Genomic DNA, 21,784 nt, shown 5'->3' on the forward strand with positions numbered 1-21,784 from the left:
AATATAGATATTTTATGGAGGAATTTTAATTATGGCTAAAATTATTGGTATTGACTTAGGTACTACAAACTCAGTAGTTTCAGTATTAGAAGGTGGAGAAGCGAAAGTTATCGCTAACCGTGAAGGTAACAGAACGACACCATCAGTTGTATCGTTTAAAGATGGAGAAAGACAAGTTGGTGAGGTTGCAAAACGTCAAGCGATTACTAACCCTGATACAGTGATGAGTGTTAAACGTCACATGGGTTCAGACTATAAAGAAGAAGTTGCAGGTAAATCATATACACCAGAAGAAATCTCTGCGATGATTTTACAAGATTTAAAAGAAACAGCAGAAAGCTATTTAGGTGAAAAAGTGACACATGCAGTTATTACAGTTCCAGCATACTTCAATGACTCACAACGTCAAGCGACTAAAAACGCAGGTACAATCGCTGGTCTTGAAGTAGAGCGTATCATTAACGAACCAACAGCTGCAGCGTTAGCATATGGTTTAGACAAAGAAGAAGAGGAAGAAAAAGTACTCGTATTTGACCTAGGTGGAGGTACGTTCGACGTTTCTATTTTAGAACTTGGTGACGGTGTGTTCGACGTACTAGCTACGAGTGGGGATAACAAACTAGGTGGAGATGACTTTGACGAAAAAATCATCGACTACTTAGTAGACATCTTCAAAAAAGACAACGGCATTGATTTATCACAAGATAAAATGGCGATGCAACGCTTAAAAGATGCAGCTGAAAAAGCGAAAAAAGACTTATCAGGTGTTTCATCAGCACAAATTTCTCTACCATTCATTAGTGCAGGAGAAGCAGGTCCATTACACTTAGAAACGACATTAACGCGTTCTAAATTTGATGAGTTAACACACGATTTAGTTGAAAGAACAATGATTCCTGTACGTAACGCAATTAAAGATGCTGGCTTAAGTTTCTCAGATCTTGACGAAGTTATTTTAGTCGGTGGTTCAACGAGAATTCCGGCGGTACAAGAAGCAATCAAAAAAGAAACAGGTAAAGAAATCAACCGCTCTGTTAACCCAGACGAAGTTGTTGCAATGGGTGCAGCAATCCAAGGTGGAGTATTATCTGGAGATGTAAAAGACGTAGTATTACTCGACGTTACACCGTTATCACTTGGTATTGAAACAATGGGTGGCGTAAACACAATTTTAATTGAAAGAAATACGACAATCCCAACTAGTAAATCACAAGTGTTCTCTACAGCAGCAGATAACCAACCAGCAGTAGATATCCACGTTCTACAAGGTGAGCGTGAGATGGCTGCAGACAACAAAACGCTTGGACGTTTCCAATTAACAGACATTCCAGCAGCACCACGTGGAGTACCACAAATCGAAGTTACGTTTGATATCGACAAAAACGGTATCGTAAACGTGTCTGCAAAAGACTTAGGAACTGGTAAAGAGCAAAGCATTAAAATTGAAGCATCTTCAAATCTTTCAGACGAAGATATCGAACGCATGATCAAAGAAGCAGAAGAAAATGCAGAATCAGATAAAAAACGTCGTGAAGAAGCAGATCTTAAAAACGAAGCAGACCAACTCGTATTCCAAAGTGGTAAAACTTTAGAAGAGTTTGGCGACAAAGTTACTGAAGATGAAAAAACGAGCGTAAACGAAGCGAAAGATGCATTACAAAAAGCACTTGAAGAGAATAACTTAGATGAAATTAAATCTAAGAAAGAAGCACTTGAACAAGCACTTCAAGCAGTTTCTATGAGAGTTTACCAAGAAATGCAACAAGAACAAGGTGACGCTAGTCAACCAGCTCAAGATGATGACGTTGTAGATGCGGACTTTAAAGAAGTTAACGAAGACGACAACAAGTAATATAGATAGACTCTTAAAGTCAAAGCCAATGCATTTGGCTTTGACTTTTTTAAATGGTAATATTTGTATGTTGGAGGAGAAAAATTGGCTACTAAAAAAGATTATTATGACGTATTAGGCGTAAACAAAGACGCAACAAAAGAAGAAATTAAGCGCGCATATCGTAAACTGTCTAAGAAATATCACCCAGATATTAACAAAGAAGAAGGCGCAGACGAAAAATTTAAAGAAGTAACAGAAGCATACGACGTACTATATGACGATGAAAAACGTCGTCAGTATGATCAGTTTGGACATAGTGCATTTGATGGTACTGGAGGATTCGGCGGTGGATTTAATGACTTCGGTGGAAGTGGATTTGGAGGATTTGAAGATATATTCTCAAGTTTCTTCGGTGGAAGCCGTCGTCAAGACCCAAATGCACCACGCCAAGGTGACGATTTACAATATACGATGACAATCGACTTTAGAGAAGCGGTTTTCGGAGGTAAAAAGACTGTCACAATCACAAAAGAAGTTGAATGTGATCATTGTGATGGAAGCGGAGCAAAAGCCGGAACGTCTAAAAAGACATGTTCAACGTGTTCAGGAACAGGTAACGTCAATGTAGAACAAAATACACCATTCGGTAAAATTAGAACACAACGTACATGTCCAACATGTGGAGGAACAGGTCAAGAAATCGAACATCCATGTGATAAGTGTCACGGAAAAGGAACAATACAAAAAGATGTTGAAATCGAAGTGACTATTCCTGAAGGTATTGATAACGGACAACAAGTACGTCTTCAAGGATATGGTGAACCTGGATATAACGGTGGACCAGCGGGTGACCTTTATATCGCATTTAGAGTGAAACCAGACAAAGAGTTCGTACGTGATGGTGACGATATTCACTATGAATTATCTATTACGTTCTCACAAGCAGCGCTTGGTGACCAAGTAAAAGTACCGACATTACACGGACCAGTTGAAATCGACGTGAAAGCAGGCACTCAGTCTGGACGTAAATTACGTCTTAGAGAAAAAGGTGTTAAAAACGTCAATGGATTTGGTTTTGGTGACCAAATCGTTACAATTCGAGTAGAGACACCGACGAAACTTTCAGAAGAAGAAAAAGAATTATTTAGAAGACTGGCCGAACTAAACGGTAATCAAGTAAAAGGATCGCAAGAATCATTTACAGATAAAGCACGTCGATTCTTTAAAGGGGACTAATTATGAAGTGGTATAAAATTTCGTTACACTCACAGATTGAAAATGAAGCACCACTATCTCTATTTTTAACAGATATTTCTAATGGTATTTCTGTCGATTATTCAGTTGATTTAATGAAAAGTAATATCGATGATTTCGAACATAAATTCCGTTTAAACGAAAGTGATTATCCAGAGTCCGATATTCGTATTTCAGTATATTACGATGAGACAGAAAATCTCGATGAAAAGCTGAACCTCATTAATCAGTTCATTTCTGAAAATGAAGCAATCATTAATCGTGACGAGATTGAAGTTACAGTGGATACTGTAGAAGAAGCGGATTGGGAAAATGAATGGAAGAAGTATTTCCACAGTTTTAGAGTGTCAGAGTCATTTGTCATTGTTCCGTCATGGGAAATGGATGATTATGAATATGACGCTAATGACCGTTTAATTAAACTTGATCCAGGAATGGCATTTGGTACAGGAGACCATCCGACGACGTCGATGTGTTTAACGTTTATCGAAAAAATCATACGTCCGGAACATAAAGTGATCGATGTTGGTACAGGTTCTGGTATTCTAACAATCGGCGCGTATTTAATGGGTGCGAGAGACTTAACAGCAACAGATATAGACACGTTATCATTAAAAGTTGCTGAAGAAAACTTTAAATTAAACGATACTAAACCAGTCGATTTAAGAGCTGCGGATTTATTAAAAAATGAGACAAAAAATTACGATATAGTCGTTGCTAATATATTAGCTCATGTTATTGAGGATATGATTACAGATTCTTATCGAGTATTAAACGATGGCGGTTACTTTATCTCAAGTGGTATTATTGTAGAGAAAAAAGAAGATATTCTTTCACAATTAAAAGATGCTGGATTTAGTATAATCGAAGTTTTAGAAGACGATGGATGGGTGAGTATACTATCTAAAAAAGGATAAGTGCTATGCAAAGATATTTTGTAGATACTGTTTTACAAGAAAACGAAATTTATACAGACTTAAATATAGATACGCATCACATTTTTAATGTGATGCGTATGTCTATTGGTGACAAAATAGAAGTTGTGGACAAAAACAAAGATGTCTTTATCGTGAACATAATTGAAGACACTCCATTTAAAATAGAAGTGATTTCGACGCTTCAAAGTGTAGAGAGCAACATTAAAGTGAGTGTATATACTCCGTTTTTAAAAGGAGATAAACTTGATTTTATGCTGCAAAAAAGTACCGAACTCGGTGCGGAACATTTCTACTTTTATGACGCAGATCGTTCAGTTGTAAAGCTTGATGAAAAGAAAAAACAAAAACGTAAAACACGTTTTGAAAAAATCGTAACAGAAGCAAGCGAACAGTCAAAACGTAATACGATACCTACGATCGAATTTCTAGGTAAACTAAAGTCAATAGATTTTACACAGTATGATAACGTCTTTATAGGTTATGAAGATGTTCGTCTTCAAGAAAATAAAAAATTCGCAACTGCTTTAAATAGAACAGACACACATATCGCGATTATTTTCGGACCTGAAGGTGGATTTACAGAGAGTGAAGTCACGTCACATAATAACTTTACAATCGTTCAACTCGGGAAACGTATATTACGTGCAGAGACCGCACCTTTATATATGTTATCGGTGATCGACAGCTTCTATAATTAACGTTTATTGAAGCGCACTTTTCATTATGTTAAAATAGCTGATGATTATTTTATAAGAAAGATTTGATATAGATGGAAAAAACAGTTGCTTTTTCAACGCTCGGTTGTAAAGTAAACCATTACGAAACCGAAGCGATGTGGCAAATTTTTAAAGATGCAGGATATTCACGCGTTGAGTTTGAAGATAATGCTGATGTTTTTGTTGTGAACACTTGTACAGTAACGAATACAGGTGATAAAAAGTCACGTCAAGTGATTCGTCGAGCGATTCGTCAAAATCCAGATGCAGTCATTGCAGTATCTGGATGTTATGCTCAAACAGCACCAAAAGAGATAGAAGCAATACCTGGTGTCGATATAATTATCGGTACAGAAAATCGTGATAAGTTAATTGACTATGTCGAACAGTATCATGAAGAACGTCAACCGATTAACCGTGTTCAAAACATTATGAAAAAACGTACGTTTGAAGAAATGGACGTACCGTACTTTACAGACCGCACACGTGCGACGTTAAAAATTCAAGAAGGGTGTAATAACTTCTGTACATTTTGTATTATTCCGTGGGCACGTGGTTTAATGCGTTCTAGAGACCCTGAAAAGGTAATTGAACAAGCAGAAAAACTTGTTGAAGCAGGTTATAAAGAAATCATTTTAACAGGTATTCATACTGGTGGATATGGTGAAGACTTAAAAGATTATAACTTAGCAATGCTATTAAAAGATCTCGAAAAAGTCGAAGGTCTTAATCGCTTAAGAATCTCTAGTATCGAAGCGTCGCAATTAACAGATGAAGTACTCGAAGTTATTTATCATTCAAATAAAATTGTAAGACACTTCCATATACCTGTTCAATCTGCATCAGATACTGTTTTAAAACGTATGAGACGTAAGTACACGATGGACTTTTATGAATCTCGTATTTTAAGACTTAAAGAAATGATGCCAGGTGCTGCGATTACGTCAGATGTTATCGTTGGATTCCCTGGTGAAACAGAAGAAGAGTTTATGGAAACATATGATTTCATTAAAAAGCATCATTTCTCAGAATTACACGTATTCCCGTACTCAACACGTACAGGAACACCAGCTGCACGTATGAAAGATCAAATCGATAATGAAACGAAAGAAGCGCGTGTAAAAAAACTCATCGAGTTATCGGACGCACTTGCGTTAAGCTATGCTGAGAAGTTTAAAGATGACGTATTAGAAATTATTCCTGAAAAAATGGAAGACGGTATTCTCGTTGGACATGCGGATAATTACATGAAAGTAGCAGTAGATGGAGATGAAAGCCTAACTGGTGAACTCGTTAAAGTTAAAGTGACAGAGCCAGGTTATCCAGTATCAAAAGGTGAAATCGTTAAAGTGCTCGAAAAACCGATGGTAAAACAGTACGATTATTTAGAAAGACATGTGCACACAAGTGAAGCTGCACATATGGAAAGTAGGATTTAAATGAAAATAGAACGATATATCGATCACACATTATTAAAACCAGATACAACAACAGACGATATTAAAAAATTATGTGAAGAAGCAAAACAATATAATTTCTTTAGCGTCTGTGTGAATCCGTCACACGTTGAGCTATGTAAGTCTCTACTTGAAGGTAGCGACACGAAAGTTTGTACAGTTATTGGATTCCCACTCGGAGCGACGACGTCAGAAGTTAAACAGTTTGAAACGGTTCAAGCGATTCGTAATGGTGCTGATGAAATTGACATGGTCATTAATATCGGCGCATTAAAAACTGGAGATTTAGAAACGGTTCAAAAAGACATAGAAGCAGTCGTAAATGTTAAAGGTGAAGCGCTTGTTAAAGTAATTATTGAAACAGCGTTACTAACTCCTGATGAGATCGTAACAGCGAGTGAACTTTCTAAAAAAGCAGGTGCAGATTTCGTTAAAACTTCAACAGGATTTAACGGAAGAGGAGCATCAGTAGAAGACGTTACGCTAATGAAGTCAACAGTTGGAGATGCACTCGGTGTTAAAGCAAGTGGAGGCATCCGCTCTAAAGAAGACGCATTACAAATGATTGAAAAAGGTGCAACAAGACTTGGTGCATCAAGTGGTGTGAAAATTGTTCTAGGTGAAAAAAGTAATTCAGAATATTAAAACACCTTGACCATATTATTAAATTTATAATATAATATACACTAGATATTATTTTAATATCTTAAATATTTGCTCTTTGTGTTATTTCGGAGGGAGGGGAACACGATGACTAAAACAGTAGTAAGAAAAAACGAATCTATCGAAGATGCGTTACGTCGTTTCAAGCGTACAGTTTCTAAAAGCGGTACGATTAAAGAAGCACGTAAAAGAGAATATTACGAAAAACCTTCTGTAAGACGTAAGAAAAAATCAGAAGCGGCACGTAAACGTAAATTTAGATAATTCGTGTAACTCCCTCGAGTAACAGAATTATAAATAAAGGGATGATGAGAATCATCCCCTTTTTTATATAAAAAATTAATGGAGTTATGTATAATAAAATGGAGGAATTCAACGTGAACGGGTTATTGATAAATATTATTAACTTTATATCGAGTCCAGTCGTTTCAACAATTCTTTTGTTAACGTTCTTTCTAGGACTTACATATCAACTCTTTTCACACAAAATTAATTTCGTTGGTGTACTGAGTATATTTTCGATCTTCACATTTTATCTCGGACATATACTCGTAAACGAGTCGAGTGTGTTTGCGTTGTTATTACTATTAGTTGCGTCTGCACTAATCGTTTTAGAGTTTTTTATCTTCGGATTAGTACTCGGCGTCATCGGAACGATTTTACTCTTTATAAGTATTATATTTATAACGAATGACCTAATGCTTTATAGTGTTATCGTATTTCTCATTATCATTTTAGTTGCGATAGAGGTAGGTGTTTTAGTCAAAATGAAAAAGAAGAGAGTCCCATTATGGAAGCGTTTTGTCTTGACAGACGCGACAGACAGCGAAAGTGGTTATACTTCATTTGATGACCGTTCTTATCTACTTGGAAAAGTAGGAGTGACTGCAGTACCATTAAGACCTTCTGGAACAGTAATAATCGATGATAATAGAATTGATGCGGTAGCAGAGGGAACTTTTATAGAAAGAGACGTTAAAGTAAAAGTGATCTTCGTTGAAGGTACTCGAATTGTTGTTAGACCGATAAAAAATGAAGAGGTGGATAATTAATGACAGGTGGTTTAATCTCACTTATATTATTCGTTGTCGTTATTTTTATAGCGGTAATGTTTATTTTATCTTTTGTTCCAGTAGGATTATGGATTTCAGCATTAGCTGCTGGAGTTAAGATTGGTATATTTACGTTAATTGGTATGCGTTTAAGAAAAGTTAAACCAAAACGTGTTGTAGAACCGTTAATTAAAGCACGTAAAGCTGGTATTGATGTGACGACAAACCAATTAGAATCACACTACTTAGCTGGTGGTAACGTAGACAGAGTAATTGATGCATTAATTGCGGCACAACGTGCAGATATTAACTTAACGTTTGAACGCTGTGCAGCAATTGACTTAGCAGGCCGTGACGTTTTAGAAGCAGTTCAAATGTCAGTTAACCCGAAAGTTATCGAAACGCCATTTATTGCCGGTGTTGCAATGAATGGTATCGAAGTAAAAGCGAAAGCGCGTATTACAGTACGTGCCAACATCGACCGTCTCGTCGGTGGTGCCGGTGAAGAAACAATTGTAGCACGTGTTGGTGAAGGTATCGTATCGACAATCGGTTCTTCAAAGCATCACACAGTTGTATTAGAAAACCCAGATTTAATCTCAAAAACTGTACTTGAAAAAGGACTAGACTCAGGAACTGCGTTTGAAATTCTATCGATTGATATCGCTGACGTAGATATCGGTAAAAACATCGGTGCAGACCTTCAAACTGAACAAGCTGTGGCAGATAAAAATATCGCTCAAGCAAAAGCTGAAGAGCGCCGTGCAATGGCAGTAGCAGAAGAGCAAGAAATGAAAGCACGTGTTCAAGAGATGCACGCGAAAGTAGTAGAATCTGAATCTAGAGTACCACTTGCATTTGCAAAAGCTTTAGAGGAAGGCCGTATCACTGTAAGTGAATACTACGATTTAAAGAACATCGAAGCAGACACAAAAATGAGAGATTCTATTAACAAGATGACAGATCCAACGAAATATAATGAAGAAGAGTAAGTGATAATATGGAGTTACTCGTACCATTAATAATTTTTGCTATTGGTGGGATAATATCATATCTCAATGATGCTAAAGAAAAGGAAAAGCAATCTAAGAATCCAAGAAATATTGATTTTGATAAACTAAATGAAAAATATCAAAAATCAAAAACTGAAGCGGTGGACGAGTTTAAACGTTTAAAAAAAGAATTTACGGACTTAAAGCAAGAGACGACAACACAACAAGGAAAACCTAAGTTAGACAAAACTTCTAAAAAGGCCGTTGAGGACAAATATAAACGTGAAAAAGAACGACTTAGAGAAAGACAGCGTCAAGCGGATGAAGCGAAAAAGAGAGTCGCAGAGCTACAAAAAAATAAAGAAAAATCAGTTCTCACGAATGGAACTGATGAAGTAAAACAAGTTATCTTTGACGATAGTCCGTACAATAAAAAGTTATCATTCGATAAAGAAGCAGTCGTTAACGGTATCGTGATGAAAGAGATTCTCGGTCCGCCGAAAAGTAAGATGAGAAGAGTTAGGTAATTACCTAGCTCTTTTTTATTTACATTAGTATTCATTGTATAATGGAGGAGAGGTGTGAGTAATGGAGTTTAAATTTAAAAAGCAAAACCAGCACGGTGCATGGGCGATGGTTTTTATGCCTCCGATATTAGGAATAGTTGCAGGAGGATTCCATGTTTCTCAATTGTTTTTCATTGTCGGATGGTTGTTCATATTTTTTGCAGCTGATCATATACTTTATTTTTTTAAAAGAATTAAACGTAAAGAATATGAAGTTTTAAATAGTGCGCTTCTTTTTACGAGTCTATCGCTTCTAATTCTAATTTATCCGATTGTTACTGATTATAGAGTCATTTTCTTTTTCCTATGTATGATTCCATTCGGTATATTGAATGCTTATTTTTCCTACACACGCGATGAAAGAAATATGCTGAATAATATAGCAGCAATTATCATTTTCAGTTTAGCAGGTAGTGCAACAGCATTCTTAAATACTCATTCAATGACGTTTAATTTATATTTTGTGATGATTGTATCGACACTATATTTCATTGGATCAGCACTCGTTGTTAAAACAGTCATTCGTGAGAAGAATAATCCGACTTATAAATGGGCATCGTTTATTTATCATTTTATAGTAATGATTATTGGTTTTATTTACCATCCTGTAGTCGGTATCGCATTTACATTTGGTTTTATAAGAGCGGTTTATGTCTACGGGAGAGGATGGAAACCAAAGCAACTTGGGATATTAGAAATCATCCATGTAGTGTTCGTGACTATAGTTATATCACTATTTATGGTATATTTTAGGTAATCTAAAAAATAGTTATACTTCAAAACAGAGAGGGTTAGTACATGCCAAAAGTGATACATTTTGATAATTTGGACGACGCACAACAAATTTTAGGGGTAAACGATTCCCATATTCGAGTTTTAGAAGATGAATATGATGCTGAGATTCGTTCAAATGGACATGAAGTTAAAATTCAAAGTGATGACGAAGAAACAGAAGTTAAAATCTATAATATTTTAACGTCGTTACTTCGCGTAAAACAACAAGGTCATCAAGTGACTTTACGTGATTTACAATCTGCGATTCAAATGGCCGAAAAAGAAACGTTAGAGTATTTAGAAGATCTTTACAAAGAAGAAATCGCAAAAGATTATAGAGGTAAACCAGTTCGAGCAAAAACGACTGGACAACAAATATACGTCAATCATATTAAAAATAGCGACTTAACGTTTGGAATCGGCCCAGCAGGTACAGGTAAAACATTTTTAGCTGTTGTTATTGCGTGTCAAATGTTAAAAGATAATGATATAAAAAGAATCGTATTAACAAGACCAGCGGTAGAAGCGGGTGAAAACTTAGGGTTTTTACCTGGAGACTTAAAAGAAAAAGTCGACCCGTATTTACGTCCATTATATGACGGATTACATGCTATTTTAGGGCAAGAACATACGGATCGTCTTATCGAACGTGGCATTATTGAAGTTGCACCTCTAGCGTATATGAGAGGGCGTACGTTAAACGACGCATTTATAATATTAGATGAAGCACAAAATACGACTTCAATGCAGATGAAGATGTTTTTAACACGTCTTGGATTTGGTTCTAAAATGGTCGTCACAGGAGACGAAACACAAATTGACTTACCGAGTAAAACGAGAAGTGGCTTAATTGAAAGTGTAGAACGATTAAGAAACGTACGTGGCGTTCAAATTAATCACTTTACAGATCAAGACGTTGTGAGACACCCACTTGTATCAAGAATAATTCGTGCATATGAAGCAGGTGATTTAAATGTTAACGATTGATTTTTTAGACGATGAGAATTATTCGTCAGATTTAGAAAAAGAAGATATAGAATCACTACTTAATTATTCATATGAGTTTTTAAAACAAAGTGAAGATGCTGAAGTATCTATATCATTTGTTTCAGAAGATGAAATAAAAGAAATTAACAGAGATTATCGAAATAAAGACGAAGTGACAGACGTGATTTCGTTTGCCTTTTTAGACGATGAAAGTGATGATATAGAAATTCCAGGAATGCCAGTAACTCTTGGAGATATTATTATTAATACAAATCGTGCGAAAGAACAAGCAGAAGAATACGGTCACTCATATAAACGTGAATTAATGTTTTTATCTTTACACGGATTTTTACATTTACTTGGATATGATCACATGACTGAAGCAGATGAAAAAGAAATGTTCGGTCTTCAAAAAGAAATATTAGATGCATTTGGAATCTCGAGAGATTAACATGAAGCGATTTAAATATCCATTTTCTGGATTTCTACGACTCGTTACAAAAGACTCTCATTACGTCTTACATTTAGTAAGTGCAGTATGTGTTATCATCGTATCTTATTTTTTATCTATTAATATGACGGAATGGCTCTTTATATTAAGTGCAATATTTTTAGTGCTACTTACAGAGGCTTTAAATACAGCAATCGAAGAGGTCGTTGACCTCGTAACGAGTGATTTTGAACAACATGCAAAATATGCAAAAGATATCGCAAGTTTTGCAGTATTACTTTCGAGTATTTACGCAGCCTTAATTGGTGTAATCATATTACTACCAAAGTTATTAAAATTGATAGGAGTGTTATAAATGGCAATTATTGATGATGGGATTTTTAAAGATGAATGGTACGATGAAGTAATCAAAGCACAACAAAACGCTTATACACCGTATTCTGAATTTAATGTTGGTGCATTACTCATTACTGAAGACGATGAATACGTGTACGGTGCAAATATCGAAAACGCATCGTATCCAGCGACAATTTGTGCAGAACGTACAGCACTTGTTTCTGCGTATGCAAGAGGGATTACAAAGTTTAAAGCATGTGTTGTAATTACAGATGCTAAAGATCCAGCGAGTCCATGTGGTGTATGTCGTCAAGTATTAAAAGAACTAACTCATGATGATATGCCAGTCTATATGTTAAGTAAAGATAAGCGCTGCATTAAAAAGACGGTCGATGAATTGTTACCACTTGGATTTAGCGGAAAGGATATGGATTAATGTCAACATTTAAATCTGGTTTTATTACAATAGTCGGGCGACCAAACGTTGGTAAATCGACATTTATGAATCACGTGCTCGGTCAAAAAGTCGCGATTATGAGTGATAAACCACAAACGACGAGAAATAAAATTCAAGGTGTGTATACGACAGAAACAGCACAAATGATTTTTATCGACACACCGGGTATTCATAAACCAAAACATCAGCTCGGTGAACATATGATGCGCGTAGCTAAAAGAACGCTACGTGAAACCGAAGTGATTTTATTCGTCGTAAATGCAACTGAGAAAAAAGGTCCTGGGGACGAATTCGTCATAAATATGATTAGAGATACAGATACACCTGTTATTTTAGTCATCAATAAGATCGATTTAATTCACCCTGATGAGTTACCTGAAATTATTGAACGATATACAACTGATTTTGAATTTAGTGATGTCGTACCAATCAGTGCGTTACAAGGTACAAATACTGGCCAATTATTAGATGTTATTGAATCACACCTTGAAGAAGGCCCTATGTATTATCCAAAAGACAGAATTACGGATCATCCAGAGCATTTTATCGTATCGGAGTTAATTCGTGAAAAGATTTTACTTTTAACTGATCAAGAAATTCCACATTCAATTGGCGTTGAAGTAACGAAGATGAAGCGAGAAAATGACGGCGAAAAAGTAAAAGTCGAAGCGACGATTTACGTCGAACGTGATTCTCAAAAAGGTATGGTCATCGGTAAAGGTGGTAAGATGCTAAAGCGAGTTGGTACGCTTGCACGTATAGATATCGAGGCATTACTTGGAGACAAAGTGTATTTAGAATTATGGGTAAAAGTCCAAAAAGACTGGAGAAACAAACCTCAATTTATTAGAAGCTTAGGCTATAAAGACGAAGAATATTAGGTGATAGTTTGATCCACCAAAATAAAGGATTCATGATTCGACAAACGAATTATAGTGAGTCCAGTAAAATTATCACAGTACTCAGTGAACATGGTGCACTTGTACCGTTAATGGCACGTGGATTTAACAAGCCAAGAAGTCCGTTTAATAGTTTAAAACAAGGCTATAAACATACGTTATTTACGTATTCAAGACACCGAGGTATGGGCACATTAACAGAAATTGATATCATCGATGGGTACAATACCATTAACAATGATTTTGACACGTATACGATAGCGAGTTATATCGTTGAACTCATTAGTCGAGTGACAGACGAAGAAATCGCTGATCCGTCGTTATACCGACTAATACATCAAGCGTTTAAATTACTCGATGATAAAAATGAAAAATATTCGGTGTTAAGTTTTGTCATTATAAAACTATTTCCAATGTACGGTGCACTATTAAATGTTGACAAATGTGTATTATGTGGCAGTTATAGTTATGAAAACATGAACCGATATTCGTTTAAATACCACGGTGTCATATGTAATGATCATTATGATGAAGAACATTTAGAGCGCTCAGTATATGTGAGTAGCCGCTCAATCTATTTAGCAGCATTTTTAAAGCACGTTCAAGTCGAACATTTAAACTCTATTAATATCGGTGAAGAAGACGGAAAGAAACTTTTTAAGTTTGTCGATATGTTGTTTCAAGAATATACCGGAGAATTTTTTAAAACGAGAAAGTTACTTCAAATATAAAAACAGTGTCGTAAATTATTTACGACACTGCTTTATTATTATTTCATTTTTTCTTTTAAGTAGTCATTTAAGTCAGCGATAGCAATACGTTCTTGTTCCATCGTATCTCTGTCACGTACTGTTACTTTATTATCTTCAACAGAGTCGAAGTCAAACGTAATACAATACGGTGTACCTATTTCGTCTTGACGACGGTAACGTTTACCGATAGATTGACTTTCATCAAATTCGATGTTGAAGTCTGGAGCAAGTTGCTCGTATACTTTCATTGCATCTTCACTTAACTTTTTAGATAGTGGTAACACTGCTGCTTTAAATGGTGCAAGTTTATGGTGTAACTTTAAGACGTTACGCTCTTGTCCTTCGCCTAAGTCTTCAACTTCATATGCATCGACTAAAAATGCAAGTGTCATACGGTCTAAACCGAGTGACGGCTCGATAACAAATGGTACGTATTTTTCGTTCGTTTCTGGATCATGGTATTTAAAATCAACACCAGAGAACTCCATATGTTTAGATAAGTCGAAGTCTGTACGAGATGCGATACCCCATAACTCTCCCCAGCCGAATGGGAATAAGTACTCAAAGTCAACTGTAGAGTTAGAGTAGTGTGATAACTCATCTTCATCGTGTGCACGAATTCTAATTTTATCCATATCAATATCTAAGTCTTTTAACCAAGTCTCAGCAAAATCTCTCCAGTAATCAAACCACTTTAATTCAGTACCTGGTTTACAGAAGAACTGTAATTCCATTTGGTCGAATTCACGCGTACGGAACGTAAAGTTACCTGGAGTAATTTCGTTACGGAATGATTTACCAATTTGACCGATACCAAATGGTAATTTTTTACGCATCGAACGTTGTACATTTCTAAAGTTAACGAAAATTCCTTGAGCTGTTTCAGGACGTAAGAAAATATCTGTAGAAGAATCTTCTGTTACCCCTTGGCTCGTTTTAAACATTAAGTTAAATTGACGAATTTCAGTAAAGTCATGTGCACCACACACTGGACAGTTAATACCTTCATCGTCAATGAGTTTACTCATCTCATCGAATTCCATACCATCAGCAACAAAGCTATCGTCTGTTTTATGCATATGTTCTTCAATCAGCTTATCTGCACGAAGACGTGCTTTACATGCTTTACAGTCGATCATCGGGTCGTTAAAGTTTTCTAAGTGACCTGATGCTTCCCATACTTTAGGGTTCATTAAAATAGATGCATCGATTCCAACGTTATATGGAGATTCTTGAATGAATTTTTTCCACCATTGTTGTTTGACGTTGTTTTTTAATTCGATTCCAAGTGGACCGTAATCCCAAGTGTTCGCAAGACCACCATAGATTTCAGAACCAGGGAACACAAAACCTCTCGTTTTCGCGAAGTTTACAATTTCTTCCATTGAGTACTTTTTTTCTTCTGACATTTTCATTCTCCTTTTACATAAAAAAACTGGATAACAAAAAAATGTTACCCAGGGGCGAGTATATACCCGCGGTTCCACCCTTATTTATAATTTAAAATTACTTCATTTCGTTATTTACTTTTATATGCCAATTTATGCGTTAAGCTTTCACTACTCTTAACTCGCTGTCACATATATTATATAATTAAAGTATTCACAATGCAACAAAACGTATCAATCACACATATATCTATCGTTTTATAAAGGAATGATCATACGTGAAAAATTTAAAAATAGTCATTGCATCAGATTCTATTGGTGAAACTGGAGAAGTAGTTGCACGAGCAGCACTATCTCAATTTGATGTTGTAGTAGAAGAAAGAAATTTAAAGAGATATGCACATTTAACTGATGTAAAGGATATCGATAATTTCATTCAATCGATTAAATTAGATAATGTCGTTGTAATTTTCACATTCATTAAACCAGAGCTTTCAAAGTATATTGTAGAGAAACTAACACAACTCAATATTCCATTTGTAGACGTTATGACACCAGTTATGGATATGTTGAAAGAAAAACTAGAGGATGGACCGTTATATGAACCTGGTCGTGTCCATAAACTCGACGCGGACTATTTCAAAAAGATAGAAGCGATTGAATTCGCAGTACGTTATGACGATGGTAGAGACCCATCTGGTTTAAAATATGCAGATATCGTATTAATTGGTGTTTCGAGAACATCTAAAACACCACTTTCACAGTTTTTAGCATATAGGGGATATAAAGTTGTTAATATTGCACTTGTCCCAGAAGTCGAATTACCAGAACAACTATTTGAAATCGACCCTAATAAATGTATCGGTTTAGAAATTGATCCATCTTCACTGTTTGAAATCCGAAAAAGACGACTCGAGCAACTTGGTTTACTTGAAAATGCTAAATACGGGCAAAACGAAAGAATCGAAGCGGAACTCGAGTATTTCCATCAAACAGTTAAAAAAATTGGTTGCTGTACAATCAATGTTACAAATAAAGCGATAGAAGAAACCGCGAGTGAGATTATTAGAATTATGAATTTATAGAGGTGTATTGAATGGCAGAAAAATCTGTAGTGGATCAAGTAAAAGAATCTACTGACATTGTAAATCTCATTTCAGAATATGTTGATTTAGAAAAAAGAGGTAATAACTACGTTGGGCTTTGTCCATTTCATAACGAAAAAACACCTTCTTTTAACGTTTATAAAGATACGGGAAGTTATTATTGCTTCGGTTGTAGAGCAAATGGATCAGTAATTGATTTTTATATGGAGATGGAAAATCTTCCCTTCAATGAAGCATTACAATCTCTTGGCGAGCGTTCGGGTATTAAAGTTAAACATAAACAAACGAATGTGAATTCAAAAGAGCTTCAACTCATTAAAATGCATGAGATTATGGTAGATAACTATCATAATATTTTAGTGTCAACTGCTGAAGGGAAAGAAGCACTGAACTATTTATTAAAGAGAGGTTTTACACTCGAACAAATCAAAAAGGAAAAGATCGGTTTTGCTCCAAATATAAAAGATAGTGCTATTCAGCTATTAGAAAATCTAAAGTTCTCTAAAGAGATGATGTACCAAGCTGGTCTCGTTGCACGAAACGAAGAGACGTTCGAGTACTTTGACCGATTTAGAAACCGTATTATGATACCGATTAAAAATCATAAAGGTAAATATGTCGCTTTTACAGCACGAGCGTTAGGTGATGATACACCGAAATATTTAAACTCTCCTGAAACAGACATCTTCCATAAAAGCTCGATTATATTTAATTTATCTGATGCTTATAAAGTTATCCAAGATGAAAAAGAAGTGATTTTAATGGAAGGACATATGGATGTATTAAAAGTAAAAAATACATCTATAAAAAATGTCGTCGCGACGATGGGGACGAGTGTGTCTTTAAAGCAAATTGAAATTTTAAAGCGAGTCTCTAAAAATATAACATTAATGTTCGACGGAGACGAAGCGGGTAAAAATGCAACTCAATCGGTCGGAGAAAAGATACTCGAACAAAAAGGAAATCCATATGTCATTCCGTTACAAACAGGTATGGACCCGGATGAGTTTATTGAAAAGCATGGCGAAGAATCATTTGAGAAATATATTTATGAGAACCGAGATCATTTTATTGTTTATGATGCGAAAGAAAAACTTAAAAGTTCAAAACGAAACGACTTAAAGTTCTCTGAGTACTTAAATCATTCGATTCAACTCTTAAAATATATTGATAACGAAGTGGAACAAAGCCGACTTGTTAAACAAATATCTGAACTCTATGAAGTTGATGCAGAGCTTATCCATCGACAATTACCAAAAAAACAACGTCGACGAGGCAATAAAACAACGTTCAGTAGTCCGAGTGTGACACGTGTAACGTCACGTGAATTTAAAGAGAAACATATTATGCATACATTAATCAATAGTAAAGAGAGAATGCGGTATTTTACCTCAAATTTTGACTTAAATTTATTTCAAACAAATGGTTATCATGATATAATAAATAAATTAGTGGAATATTTTAGCGAATTCGATACATTTGATAAACAGATGTTTATATCTTATATTGACCCCGAATTAATCACTTGTTTAGAACATATTATCGCGACTGATTTACCTGTCTTAGAAGAACAAGAATTAAATGATTATATACAGGCGATTTGTGGTATAAGTTCAAGTAGTGGGGAGAAAAATAATCTGATCAAAGAAATTGAGCAAGCTGAACTCATTGGAGATGATGAGCGAGCGTTAGAACTCTTTAATCAATTAATAGAACTCCAAAAATTTCCAAAGTCAAAATAAATTAGGGGGATTTCAATGTCAGTTAAAAAGACGCTATCATTAGCTGAAAATGAAATAGATATGACAAATATTGAGTCTGTAAAACAGTTCCTATTAGAAAAAGGAAAACAAGAAGGTGAGTTATCTCACGAAGAAATTGCCGATAAGTTACAAAATTTTGACTTAGACTCTGATGCAATGGATGAATTTTTTGAGCAAATTCATACTGCAGAGATTGAACTTGTGAACGAAAAAGACGCAGATGATAAAGATGAGAAATTAGACGTACGTGATATGTCTGCACCGGTCGGTATTAAAATTAACGACCCAGTACGTATGTATTTAAAAGAAATCGGACGCGTAGATTTATTAACGGCTCAAGAAGAAGTCGAACTCGCTAAGCGTATTGAAGCGGGAGACTTAGAGGCGAAAAATAAATTAGCTGAAGCAAACTTACGTCTCGTAGTCAGTATTGCAAAACGTTATGTTGGTCGTGGGATGCTATTCTTAGATCTTATTCAGGAAGGGAATATGGGTCTTATTAAAGCTGTTGAAAAGTTCGACTTTACGAAAGGGTTTAAATTCTCAACGTATGCAACGTGGTGGATTCGTCAAGCAATTACACGTGCGATTGCTGACCAAGCGAGAACAATTCGTATCCCTGTTCATATGGTTGAAACGATTAACAAACTCATTCGTATTCAAAGACAATTACTTCAAGATTTAGGGCGTGAACCAACACCTGAAGAAATTGGAGAAGAAATGGATATTACAGCTGACCGCGTAAGAGAAATTTTAAAAATTTCACAAGAACCTGTTTCACTTGAAACTCCAATTGGTGAAGAAGATGATTCACACCTTGGAGATTTCATTGAAGACGTTGAAGCACAAAGCCCATCGGATCACGCAGCATATGAAATGCTAAAAGATCAACTAGAAGATGTTTTAGATACGTTAACGGACCGTGAAGAGAATGTGTTACGTCTTCGCTTTGGTTTAGATGATGGTCGTACTCGTACGTTAGAAGAGGTTGGTAAAGTGTTCGGAGTCACACGCGAACGTATTCGTCAAATCGAAGCGAAAGCGTTAAGAAAACTTCGTCACCCTTCTCGTTCTAAAAAACTTAAAGATTTTATGGATTAATTGTGAACAAAGTGTATAATTACAAAAAATACTCGTTGGAATTTATTTGCAAGTAGTATACAATTGAATAAGAATATGCTAATTATAAGAGGAGGGAAATTTAATGAACAAGAATCCAATTATCCCATTCTTACTGATCATCTTCCTAGGTGTCGGACTTGTATTCTTACTTTCTTCATACGGAGCTACTGATGATGGTGGAGATACTGCTGATAACGGAACTGAACAACAAGACGGAGATAACGCATCTTCTGGAGATGCTGATGGTGAAGGCGTAGCAAAAGATAACTGTTCGTCATGTCACGGTCAAGACTTCTCTGGTGGTATGGGTCCTGCTTTAGCTGGAACTGGCGTTGACAAAGAAACATTTGTTAAAGACGTTAGAAATGGTATTGAAGGAACTGCAATGCCAGCGTTCTCTGAAAGTCAAATTTCAGATGAAGAAATCGACGCTATGTATGAATTCTTTACTAAGTAATAAATAATTGAAAATGATAACTCCTACATCTGATGTAGGAGTTTTTTTAAATTAGGTGGATATAATGATTGACACGAGACTAAAAGCAGTAAGTAAATACGTTGTTGGAGAAAGATTGTTAGACGTCGGTAGTGACCATGCGTATTTACCTATTTATTTAATAGAACAAAACAAAATTGAATATGCCGTAGCAGGTGAAGTTGTTAAAGGACCATTTGAAAACTCAAAATCAAATGTTATAGGTTATAATTTTGATGACAAAATCGACGTGAGATTAGGTTCTGGATTATCTGTGATTCAAAAAGATGAACAGTTTGATACTATTACGATTTGTGGTATGGGCGGTCCGTTAATCGCTTCGATTATAAAAGAAGGCATAAGTTATTTAAATAATACACCGAGATTTGTAGTAAGTTCAAATATCTATGGTGAATCTATTAGACGTGAAATGGCCAATTTAAACTATAAAATTATCGCTGAAGAAATAAACTTCTATAATAATAAATTTTATGAACTCATCGTTTTTGAATATGGTAAAGACGATTTGAACGATATTGAGTTTAAATTTGGACCTATCAATTTAAAGAAAAGAGCAGATCTTTTCATTTTAAAATTAAAAAAAGATAAAGAACACTTACAGCATATTAAAAGTCAAATTGAACAGTCGAGTAAGAAGACAGATAAGTTAGAAGAGATTACGAACGACATAAATTTAATTAACCAGGTGATTAATCATGAATATTAAAGAGTTAATGGCAGTTCTTAATGCAGTTGCACCGTTTAAAGACGCTGAGGACTGGGATAACGTCGGTCTTCTCGTTGGTTCAAATGATAATACAGTCACTGGAGTTATGACGACACTCGACTGTAATTTAGACGTTATTGATGAGGCACTTAATGAAAATGTGAATACAATTATCGCGCATCATCCAATCATTTTTCCAAAAATTTCAAAACTCGATGATAGTTATCAATCAAAAATTATAAAAACCCTTATAAAAAATGATATGAATTTAATCGTAATGCACACAAACCTTGACCATCAAGATGACGGGGTAAGTGTTATGATTGCAGAAACTCTTGGTCTAAAAGTCATATCTCCTTTAATTCGACATGATGAGGTATCATACAAGTTACGCGTGAATATTCCTAAAGAAGATAAAGAAACGTTTAAAAAAGAGTTAAGCGACATTGGATTTGGTAATCAAGGAGACTATAGCGAATGTTTCTTTGAATATGACGTTCAAGGTCAATTTAGACCAAATGAACATGCTAATCCTACAATTGGAACGCATAATGAATTAGAGTACGTAGATGAAGTCATCATTGAAGCAATATTCGACGGAAGTACGGATAAAATATTAAAAATGATCGAAGCACATCCATATGAAGAGCCAGCATATGACGTATTTACGATTACAAAACCAACAAGTAACGGTCTCGGTGTAGTTGCTGAATTTAACGGCACAATGGATGCTTTAGTTAAACAAATAAAGACATCATCAAAGACACCAATCGTTAATGTCGTAAAAGGTAATGACGAAAAATTAGCGCGTGTTGCGATAGTTGGTGGCAGTGGTGCGAGCTTTATCTCTCAAGCGATGAGACAAGCAGATTGCCTCATAACTGGAGACATTAAATACCACGAAGCATTCGATGCAAAAGAAGAAGGATTTAATTTAATCGATGCTGGACATTATTTAGAATATATGATGATCGACGGATTAAAAAATAAATTAGCTGAAAAAATAGATTTAAAAGTAGTAGCAACAAACATCAATACGAATCCATTTATTTATTAAAAAGAAGCAGATGCCGAC

24 protein-coding genes are annotated in these 21,784 nt (G+C 35.4%); 23 read left to right on the plus strand and 1 reads right to left on the minus strand.

Annotation, left to right across the window (positions count from 1 at the left end; genetic code table 11):
- Positions 1–31: 31 nt before the first annotated feature.
- The 17 genes from dnaK to recO all read left to right on the plus strand — a co-directional run bounded on the left by dnaK (position 32) and on the right by recO (position 14,107).
- Positions 32–1,852 carry a molecular chaperone DnaK gene (gene dnaK, locus HMPREF3177_RS01020; RefSeq protein WP_070456399.1) on the plus strand — a complete coding sequence of 607 codons (1,821 nt, stop codon included), beginning with the start codon at positions 32–34 and terminating at the stop codon, positions 1,850–1,852.
- Between the two features lie 84 nt (positions 1,853–1,936).
- A complete protein-coding gene (dnaJ, locus tag HMPREF3177_RS01025; protein ID WP_070456401.1) occupies positions 1,937–3,070 on the plus strand; it encodes a molecular chaperone DnaJ in 1,134 nt (377 codons plus the stop codon).
- A 2-nt stretch (positions 3,071–3,072) separates the two neighbouring features.
- Positions 3,073–4,005 carry a 50S ribosomal protein L11 methyltransferase gene (prmA, locus tag HMPREF3177_RS01030; RefSeq protein ID WP_070456403.1) on the plus strand — a complete coding sequence of 311 codons (933 nt, stop codon included), beginning with the start codon at positions 3,073–3,075 and terminating at the stop codon, positions 4,003–4,005.
- Positions 4,006–4,010: 5 nt separating this feature from the next.
- A complete protein-coding gene (locus HMPREF3177_RS01035) occupies positions 4,011–4,724 on the plus strand; it encodes an RsmE family RNA methyltransferase (protein WP_070456405.1) in 714 nt (237 codons plus the stop codon).
- 71 nt (positions 4,725–4,795) lie between these two features.
- On the plus strand, positions 4,796–6,181 hold the full coding sequence (gene mtaB / locus HMPREF3177_RS01040; protein WP_070456407.1) for a tRNA (N(6)-L-threonylcarbamoyladenosine(37)-C(2))-methylthiotransferase MtaB: 1,386 nt from the start codon (positions 4,796–4,798) through the stop codon (positions 6,179–6,181).
- Positions 6,182–6,844, plus strand: coding sequence for a deoxyribose-phosphate aldolase (gene deoC, locus HMPREF3177_RS01045; RefSeq protein WP_070456410.1), 663 nt, complete (start codon positions 6,182–6,184; stop codon positions 6,842–6,844).
- A 105-nt stretch (positions 6,845–6,949) separates the two neighbouring features.
- Positions 6,950–7,126, plus strand: a complete 177-nt coding sequence (rpsU, locus tag HMPREF3177_RS01050; protein WP_040928386.1) for a 30S ribosomal protein S21 — start codon at positions 6,950–6,952, stop codon at positions 7,124–7,126.
- Positions 7,127–7,239: 113 nt separating this feature from the next.
- Complete coding sequence (locus tag HMPREF3177_RS01055; RefSeq protein ID WP_168161294.1) at positions 7,240–7,914, plus strand: NfeD family protein; 675 nt, start codon at positions 7,240–7,242, stop codon at positions 7,912–7,914.
- The gene (gene floA, locus HMPREF3177_RS01060) at positions 7,914–8,906 is read left to right on the plus strand and encodes a flotillin-like protein FloA (RefSeq protein WP_070456415.1); all 993 of its coding nucleotides are present in this window, start codon (positions 7,914–7,916) and stop codon (positions 8,904–8,906) included. Before HMPREF3177_RS01055 ends, floA begins: the two co-directional genes overlap by 1 nt.
- A gap of 8 nt (positions 8,907–8,914) precedes the next feature.
- Positions 8,915–9,433 carry a hypothetical protein gene (locus tag HMPREF3177_RS01065; protein ID WP_070456417.1) on the plus strand — a complete coding sequence of 173 codons (519 nt, stop codon included), beginning with the start codon at positions 8,915–8,917 and terminating at the stop codon, positions 9,431–9,433.
- A 61-nt stretch (positions 9,434–9,494) separates the two neighbouring features.
- Entirely contained in the window at positions 9,495–10,229 is a 735-nt protein-coding gene (locus HMPREF3177_RS01070; RefSeq protein WP_070456419.1) for a YwiC-like family protein, read from the plus strand.
- A 41-nt stretch (positions 10,230–10,270) separates the two neighbouring features.
- Positions 10,271–11,233 carry a PhoH family protein gene (locus HMPREF3177_RS01075; RefSeq protein ID WP_070456421.1) on the plus strand — a complete coding sequence of 321 codons (963 nt, stop codon included), beginning with the start codon at positions 10,271–10,273 and terminating at the stop codon, positions 11,231–11,233.
- Positions 11,220–11,684: an rRNA maturation RNase YbeY gene (gene ybeY / locus HMPREF3177_RS01080; protein WP_070456423.1), complete on the plus strand. Its 465-nt coding sequence runs from the start codon at positions 11,220–11,222 to the stop codon at positions 11,682–11,684. The genes HMPREF3177_RS01075 and ybeY overlap by 14 nt, the downstream gene beginning before the upstream one ends.
- 1 nt (position 11,685) lies before the next feature.
- Positions 11,686–12,039, plus strand: a complete 354-nt coding sequence (locus HMPREF3177_RS01085; RefSeq protein WP_070456425.1) for a diacylglycerol kinase family protein — start codon at positions 11,686–11,688, stop codon at positions 12,037–12,039.
- The gene (gene cdd / locus HMPREF3177_RS01090; protein ID WP_070456427.1) at positions 12,040–12,456 is read left to right on the plus strand and encodes a cytidine deaminase; all 417 of its coding nucleotides are present in this window, start codon (positions 12,040–12,042) and stop codon (positions 12,454–12,456) included.
- Positions 12,456–13,358 carry a GTPase Era gene (era, locus tag HMPREF3177_RS01095; protein ID WP_070456428.1) on the plus strand — a complete coding sequence of 301 codons (903 nt, stop codon included), beginning with the start codon at positions 12,456–12,458 and terminating at the stop codon, positions 13,356–13,358. Before cdd ends, era begins: the two co-directional genes overlap by 1 nt.
- Before the next feature lie 8 nt (positions 13,359–13,366).
- Positions 13,367–14,107 carry a DNA repair protein RecO gene (recO, locus tag HMPREF3177_RS01100; RefSeq protein ID WP_070456430.1) on the plus strand — a complete coding sequence of 247 codons (741 nt, stop codon included), beginning with the start codon at positions 13,367–13,369 and terminating at the stop codon, positions 14,105–14,107.
- 38 nt (positions 14,108–14,145) lie between these two features.
- Here the strand turns inward: recO and HMPREF3177_RS01105 are convergent, their stop codons facing one another.
- Positions 14,146–15,537 carry a glycine--tRNA ligase gene (locus HMPREF3177_RS01105; protein ID WP_068128275.1) on the minus strand — a complete coding sequence of 464 codons (1,392 nt, stop codon included), beginning with the start codon at positions 15,535–15,537 and terminating at the stop codon, positions 14,146–14,148.
- A 257-nt stretch (positions 15,538–15,794) separates the two neighbouring features.
- Between HMPREF3177_RS01105 and HMPREF3177_RS01110 the strand changes: the two genes are divergently transcribed.
- From HMPREF3177_RS01110 to HMPREF3177_RS01135, 6 genes are all read left to right on the plus strand, one after another.
- On the plus strand, positions 15,795–16,601 hold the full coding sequence (locus HMPREF3177_RS01110) for a pyruvate, water dikinase regulatory protein (RefSeq protein WP_068128277.1): 807 nt from the start codon (positions 15,795–15,797) through the stop codon (positions 16,599–16,601).
- 11 nt (positions 16,602–16,612) lie between these two features.
- Positions 16,613–18,364 carry a DNA primase gene (gene dnaG / locus HMPREF3177_RS01115; protein ID WP_070456432.1) on the plus strand — a complete coding sequence of 584 codons (1,752 nt, stop codon included), beginning with the start codon at positions 16,613–16,615 and terminating at the stop codon, positions 18,362–18,364.
- Positions 18,365–18,379: 15 nt separating this feature from the next.
- The gene (gene rpoD, locus HMPREF3177_RS01120; RefSeq protein ID WP_070456434.1) at positions 18,380–19,486 is read left to right on the plus strand and encodes an RNA polymerase sigma factor RpoD; all 1,107 of its coding nucleotides are present in this window, start codon (positions 18,380–18,382) and stop codon (positions 19,484–19,486) included.
- A 103-nt stretch (positions 19,487–19,589) separates the two neighbouring features.
- The gene (locus HMPREF3177_RS01125) at positions 19,590–19,964 is read left to right on the plus strand and encodes a c-type cytochrome (protein ID WP_040928370.1); all 375 of its coding nucleotides are present in this window, start codon (positions 19,590–19,592) and stop codon (positions 19,962–19,964) included.
- A 64-nt stretch (positions 19,965–20,028) separates the two neighbouring features.
- On the plus strand, positions 20,029–20,709 hold the full coding sequence (locus HMPREF3177_RS01130) for a tRNA (adenine(22)-N(1))-methyltransferase (protein ID WP_070456436.1): 681 nt from the start codon (positions 20,029–20,031) through the stop codon (positions 20,707–20,709).
- Positions 20,699–21,766, plus strand: a complete 1,068-nt coding sequence (locus HMPREF3177_RS01135; RefSeq protein ID WP_070456438.1) for a Nif3-like dinuclear metal center hexameric protein — start codon at positions 20,699–20,701, stop codon at positions 21,764–21,766. The genes HMPREF3177_RS01130 and HMPREF3177_RS01135 overlap by 11 nt, the downstream gene beginning before the upstream one ends.
- Positions 21,767–21,784 lie beyond the last annotated feature (18 nt).

The organism is Nosocomiicoccus sp. HMSC09A07 (assembly GCF_001808485.1).
In the GTDB taxonomy this organism is placed as follows: domain Bacteria; phylum Bacillota; class Bacilli; order Staphylococcales; family Salinicoccaceae; genus Nosocomiicoccus; species Nosocomiicoccus ampullae_A.